Below are 5,202 nucleotides of genomic sequence, written 5' to 3'. Positions count from 1 at the left end.
GGCCTCGCCACCACCCTGGCCTCCTACGACGGCGCCGCCGAACTCGAAAGCAGCCTCGACATCCTCCTCACCGGCCTGACCACCACACTCACCCCGATTCCCTCAAAGTCCCGCACTCGGAAAGGACGCAATGTCACCTCCGCAGCAGCGGAGAACACACCACCGGGGGGCCTGAAACAGAGGTCATCATGATCGTCCTCGGAGTCATCCTGCTCATCATCGGATTCGTCACCAGCATTTCCTTCCTGTGGACGATCGGCATCGTCCTGGCCCTCATCGGCGTCGCGCTGTGGACCATGGGCGCGGTCGGCCACGAGGTCGGCGGACGGCGCCACTACTTCTAAACCCGGCCCCCACCGCCCCGCACCACCACCCCCCAACCGGACACCGCGGGCCGGGCCCCAGGGCCCGGCCCATCCGCCCACCAACCAACCCGGAGAGAAGGACCTGACATGACCACCCACGAAGACACCGCACAGCCCGACCAGGAGACACACGACCGGTCCGCCGAGGAACGCAACGTCATAACCCCCACTCCCGCAGACGTCCGCGCCAAGGCTGAGGACCACGAGGAAACCGAAGCACCCGAGGGGACCACCCGATCCCAGTGACACCACTGCCCGCTCGGCAGCCGAGCCACCGCGACAACCGGGCTGGGCCCGGCGGAGGCCCTCCCCGAGGCCAGACCAGATGGGCGGGTCGGCGGCTCACCGTCACCGGTGAGCCGCGCCGATCTGTCGCAGCATCACGAGATCCGCGGTGCCAAGGACGGTAGCGGGGAGGAGGTGCCGGCCACGCTCGCACACGACGACCGCCTCCTGACCCGGTTCACCGCGTCCGGCCGGCCAGCGGCGTGTTCCGTACGTCGTGCCGCTTTCGTTGTCGCCCCGCGGGCCCGGGGCCAGGACCCTCCGACGGTCTCCCGGACCTCGGCGGTCACCCTCAAGGGCTTGTTGCCGTCCCCCGCCCGACCGGGGTGTGCGCATGCCCCAGCGCGCTCTCCGCAAGGTGTGCCAGCAGGTCGGCGGCGTCCTCGTGCACCTCGACGGCCCCTGCGGCACGCAGGTCGCGCTCGCTCCAGCCGCCCGAGAGGACAGCGATGCACGGCACACCGGCGTGGGCGGCGGCCTGGATGTCCCAGAGCGTGTCACCGACGAAGACCGCCTCGCCGGGGTCGGCGCCGGCCTTGTCCAGAGCGGCGCGGACGAGGTCGGGGGCCGGCTTGCTCGCCTCCACGTCGTCCGCGCCGGTCACGGCCGTGATCACGTCGTCGGCGCCCAGCGCCCGCCGCATCACCGCCAGGTCCCGGTCGGAGGCGGAACTCGCCAGCACCACTCGCCATCCCCTGGCCGCCACCGCTCGCAGCAGGTCGCCCGCGCCGTCGAAGGCCCGCAGGCGGGGCCAGAAGCGCCCGTACAGGGCCTGCTGGGCGGCACTGATCTCCTCATCCTGGGAGCGGTCACGGTGGTCACCGAGCACACGGTCGAGGAGCTGGTCCCCGCCCATGCCGATCGCGGCGTGGATCCGGGCCATCGCCGGGCTGTGGCCGTACTGGGCCAGCGCCTCCGCCCAAGCCAGCGTGTGCAGGTAGTTCGTGTCCAGCAAGGTGCCGTCCACGTCGAACAACGCCGCCGGTGCCATCGGCCCGCCTTCCTCGGGAGTGAAGTCCGGTCATGACGCTACGGCCGCCGCCAACCGGTCGCGACCGCGCCGCGCGAGCCCCCACCCGGGTTCCCGTTTCCGCTCCGGCCGATCGGGCAGGCGGCCCGCATGGTTCGTATCGGGTACACGATGATGACCGAACAGGCCGGGCCCCGGCAGCTGGTGTCCGACGTGGTGCGGGCGGAAGAGGCCGGTTTCGACTTCTCCGTCGCCTCGGACCACTCCTTCCCCTGGCTGGACGAGCAGGGGCACGCGCCGTACGTGTGGAGCGTCCTCGGCGCGGCGGCGCAGGCCACCGACCGGATCCCGCTGATGACCTGTGTGACCTGCCCGACCGTGCGCTACCACCCGGCGGTGGTGGCCCAGAAGGCAGCGACCGTCCAACTACTGTCCCAGGGCCGGTTCCGGCTCGGGCTGGGCTCGGGCGAGAACCTCAACGAGCACATCGTGGGCGCGGGCTGGCCGGCGGCCGACGTCCGCCAGGAGGTACTGACCGAGGCGGTCGAGATCATCCGGGCCCTCTTCCACGGTGGCTACGTCAACTACCGTGGCCGGCACTTCCGAGTGGAGTCGGGGCGGCTGTGGGACCTGCCCGAACAGGCGCCGCCGATCGGCATCGCCGTCTCCGGCGAGCAGTCCTGCAGACTCGCAGGGGAACACGCCGACCTGGTGATCGCCGTCGAACCCGACCGAACGTTGCTGGACGCCTTCGACCGGCATGGCGGGACCGGAAAACCCCGGGTCGGCCAGCTGCCGGTCTGCTACGACCGCGACCGGGACACGGCCATCGCCCGTGCGCACGCCCAGTTCCGGTGGTTCGGCGGCGGCTGGAAGGTCAACGCCGAGCTGCCCGGGCCGGCCGCGTTCGCGGCTGCGAGCCGGTTCGTGCGCCCGGAGGATGTCGCCGCTTCCATCCCCTGCGGTGACGACGTCGACGCATTCGTCGAAGCAGTGCGCGCCTACGCGGACGCCGGGTTCACCGAGGTCGCATTGATCCAGGTCGGTGGTGACGCCCAACGGCCCTTCCTGGACTGGGCCGAGACGACCCTCCTGCCGGCGCTTCGGGAGCTCTGAGCCCCGGCCGTCCACCCGTCCGCGTCCTGTCCGGCCCGCCAACCCGGTACGGCTCACCGCTCGGGATGCCACTCCACGAGCATGATGGTCGCGTCGTCGCGCAGCCGGGAGCCCTGATGGGCGAGGATCCCCTGCATCAACCGGCGCAGGGCCTCGGGCGCGGGCAGTCCGTCCGCCATGCCCCGTACGACGATGTCGGCGAGCCGCTGTTCACCGAACATCTGGCCGTCGCGGCCACGGGCCTCGATCACACCGTCCGAGTGAATCAGGATCCGGTCGCCGGGTTCCAGCTGGGTCGTGTGCACGTCCGGCCGGGTCAGGGGTAGCCCTGCGGGCAGGCCGAGCGGCAGGTGCGGGACACGTTCCAGGGCGCCGTCGACGACATGGCGGTCGCGCACCAGCAGCGGGGCGGGGTGGCCGCAGTTGATCCAGGTCAGCCGACCGGTGGCGGTGTCGAGGTCGGCGACTACGCAGGTGAGCAGCCGCCCGGGAATCCACTGGGCGAGGGCGGCATCGATGGCCTCGGCGATGTCCGGGAGGGTGCCGTCCGCGCGGCGGGTGGAGCGGCAGGCTGCCAGAGCGACGGCGCTGCAGCCGCCCGAGGCGAGGTCGTGGCCCATCGCATCGACGAGGGTCAGGTGCAGCCGCCGGCCTGCGAGGCTGTGGTCGAAGGCATCGCCGCCCACGTCGTAGGCGGGTTCCAGAACGGCGCTGGAGGTCACCGACCTGGTGCCGACGGTACGCGGCGGGACGAATGCCCACAGCAGCTCGGCCTGCATCGTCATCGTCCGGCGTCGCATGGTCTGTACGAGGACGTCGCTGAACGAGGCCTTGGAAGCGACCGTCAGCGCGGCCGCCGACGCGAGGGCCTGGCAGCGCCCCAGCGTCCGGGCGTCGAGCGCCGGCGCGGCGACCCGCAGCACCCCGAGCCGACCGATGCCGTCCACCAGCGGGAGCCACCCGACCGCGCCGCGCGGTACCGACTCCTCGAAGCCGTTGTCGGTGCCAAGGTCCTCGGCGCCCGATTGGAGGACTTCGGTACGGTAGGCGCGGCCGGCGAGCGACCGATCGATGTCCAGCACCTCCTGGCCCCGCGGCGCGCCCGGCAGCGGTTCCCTGGCGTTCATCGGAGCGGGGAGGGCGACCAGCTCCTCCTGCTGCACGTCCGCGAGGTAGAGCCAGATGTGGGTCAGGCCCAGCCGGCGGCCGGCCCGCCACAGCAGGCCAGGCACGTCCTGGGGCCCGGCCCGATGGGACGCCTCCAGCAGATCCGCCAGTACCGGGCCGAGAAGAGCGTCCTCACCACCGTGCACCGCGCACCCGCTCTCGTCGGGAGCGGGCCCGATTCTGCACGCTCTCGCACCGCTCCGCCGACGCCCCGTCCCGGTCCTGCTTCCGGGACTCTCTCTCCGTCCATCGTCCGCCCGGACCCGTCCGCACGCCCGCAGAGCTTCACGGTGGATTCCGATCCCGGGCCCGGCATCGTCGTTTGGGCCCGTCGGTCGCGGACAGGCGGAGGGCGTCGGCCCTCGCGGCCGGCACTCGATCCCGGGGACTCGTCGGCCGACACGGAGGATGCCGAGGAGGTCCCGCCGCCTCAGGAGAGTCACCGTGGAAATACTCGCCCTGCTGCTGCCCCCGGCCCTGCTCGGGATCCTGGTTCTGCTCGGCCGTTTGGAGGACCGCTTGGTCGCCCCCACCACGGAGAGACCCGGTCCCCCGGCCCGTCACCGTCATCGCAGGTGAGCTCGGCCCCGTCGGTCGGGGCCCCGGATAAGCGGCCGCCTATCCGGCGGGGCGGGCGAGAATGGGAGCCGCCCGTCCCTCCCGACCGCTTCCCGTGGTGTGAGGGTCACGCCGCTTCTCCCGTTCCGCCTGCCCAGGGGACGCCGCGGGCCGGCCTGTCGCCCGGTCCCTGACAGCGGTCAGCGGGACCGCTTGGCGTAGCCGCAGGCCCCGGGCGAGCGGCTACGCCAAGCGGTCCCCGCGACGGCGAGCAGCGGCCGGTGCGTGGTGGCCCAGAACTGCGGGCTGCGGGTGTGGGAGGGCTCGGTGAAGGCGCCGCGGTCCTCCCGGGCGCCCGCGGCGCCTTCACGGATTGACGAGGTCGCTGCAGTTGCGGGGCCGGTCGGTCTGCTGGGAGCGGAGCCGGGGGCCCGAATCCGGAGACGTAGATCGGCGGCGGACCGGCGGGCACGGTGTACAGGCGGGCGTTGTCGACGGTGTAGTGCGCACCGTGGTGCGGGACCCGGCCTCCAGCATTTGGGCGCGCTCCGCAACCGCGGGCGGTGTGGGCCGGCGGAGCCCGGGCGCCGTGTCCGGCGCCCGGGTGACCGTTCGGGTCAGCTGTGCCGCATACTGCCGCCCGGACCTTCGGCCGGGGGCGGGCCGCCCTCGCCGGTCATCCGGGCCTGCGGCTGTCCCCGGACGGCGCCTCGAGCGCTCCGGCGGGCCCGGCCGACGCGC

6 protein-coding genes are annotated in these 5,202 nt (G+C 72.8%); 4 read left to right on the top strand and 2 right to left on the bottom strand.

What is annotated here, in order from left to right:
* The 3 genes from AB0D08_RS40165 to AB0D08_RS40155 form a co-directional block, all read left to right on the top strand.
* Window positions 1-192, top strand: a 192-nt coding sequence (locus AB0D08_RS40165; RefSeq protein ID WP_359895307.1) for a hypothetical protein, incomplete at its 5' end; no start/stop codon positions are given.
* Complete coding sequence (locus tag AB0D08_RS40160) at window positions 189-344, top strand: DUF6131 family protein (RefSeq protein WP_149038653.1); 156 nt, start codon at window positions 189-191, stop codon at window positions 342-344. The genes AB0D08_RS40165 and AB0D08_RS40160, both read left to right, overlap by 4 nt.
* Before the next feature lie 108 nt (window positions 345-452).
* Window positions 453-611: a hypothetical protein gene (locus tag AB0D08_RS40155; RefSeq protein WP_158515639.1), complete on the top strand. Its 159-nt coding sequence runs from the start codon at window positions 453-455 to the stop codon at window positions 609-611.
* A 331-nt stretch (window positions 612-942) separates the two neighbouring features.
* Here the strand turns inward: AB0D08_RS40155 and AB0D08_RS40150 are convergent, their stop codons facing one another.
* Entirely contained in the window at window positions 943-1,641 is a 699-nt protein-coding gene (locus AB0D08_RS40150; RefSeq protein WP_359895305.1) for an HAD family hydrolase, read from the bottom strand.
* Window positions 1,642-1,770: 129 nt separating this feature from the next.
* Between AB0D08_RS40150 and AB0D08_RS40145 the strand changes: the two genes are divergently transcribed.
* Window positions 1,771-2,736 carry an LLM class F420-dependent oxidoreductase gene (locus AB0D08_RS40145; RefSeq protein ID WP_033825009.1) on the top strand — a complete coding sequence of 322 codons (966 nt, stop codon included), beginning with the start codon at window positions 1,771-1,773 and terminating at the stop codon, window positions 2,734-2,736.
* 53 nt (window positions 2,737-2,789) lie between these two features.
* Here AB0D08_RS40145 and AB0D08_RS40140 read toward each other — a convergent pair whose 3' ends face one another.
* The gene (locus AB0D08_RS40140; protein ID WP_359895302.1) at window positions 2,790-4,049 is read right to left on the bottom strand and encodes a PP2C family protein-serine/threonine phosphatase; all 1,260 of its coding nucleotides are present in this window, start codon (window positions 4,047-4,049) and stop codon (window positions 2,790-2,792) included.
* Window positions 4,050-5,202 lie beyond the last annotated feature (1,153 nt).

The organism is Kitasatospora sp. NPDC048540, from assembly GCF_040651175.1.
GTDB lineage: Bacteria > Actinomycetota > Actinomycetes > Streptomycetales > Streptomycetaceae > Kitasatospora.
Note: the sequence above shows the minus strand (reverse complement) of the source record. Positions and strands in the feature narration are given on the sequence as shown.

Coding starts and splice junctions, on each gene's coding strand:
- AB0D08_RS40150 (WP_359895305.1), bottom strand. CDS start 1,641: ATGGCACCGGCGGCGTTGTTCGACGTGGACGGCACCTTGCTGGACACG.
- AB0D08_RS40155 (WP_158515639.1), top strand. CDS start 453: ATGACCACCCACGAAGACACCGCACAGCCCGACCAGGAGACACACGAC.
- AB0D08_RS40145 (WP_033825009.1), top strand. CDS start 1,771: ATGGTTCGTATCGGGTACACGATGATGACCGAACAGGCCGGGCCCCGG.
- AB0D08_RS40160 (WP_149038653.1), top strand. CDS start 189: ATGATCGTCCTCGGAGTCATCCTGCTCATCATCGGATTCGTCACCAGC.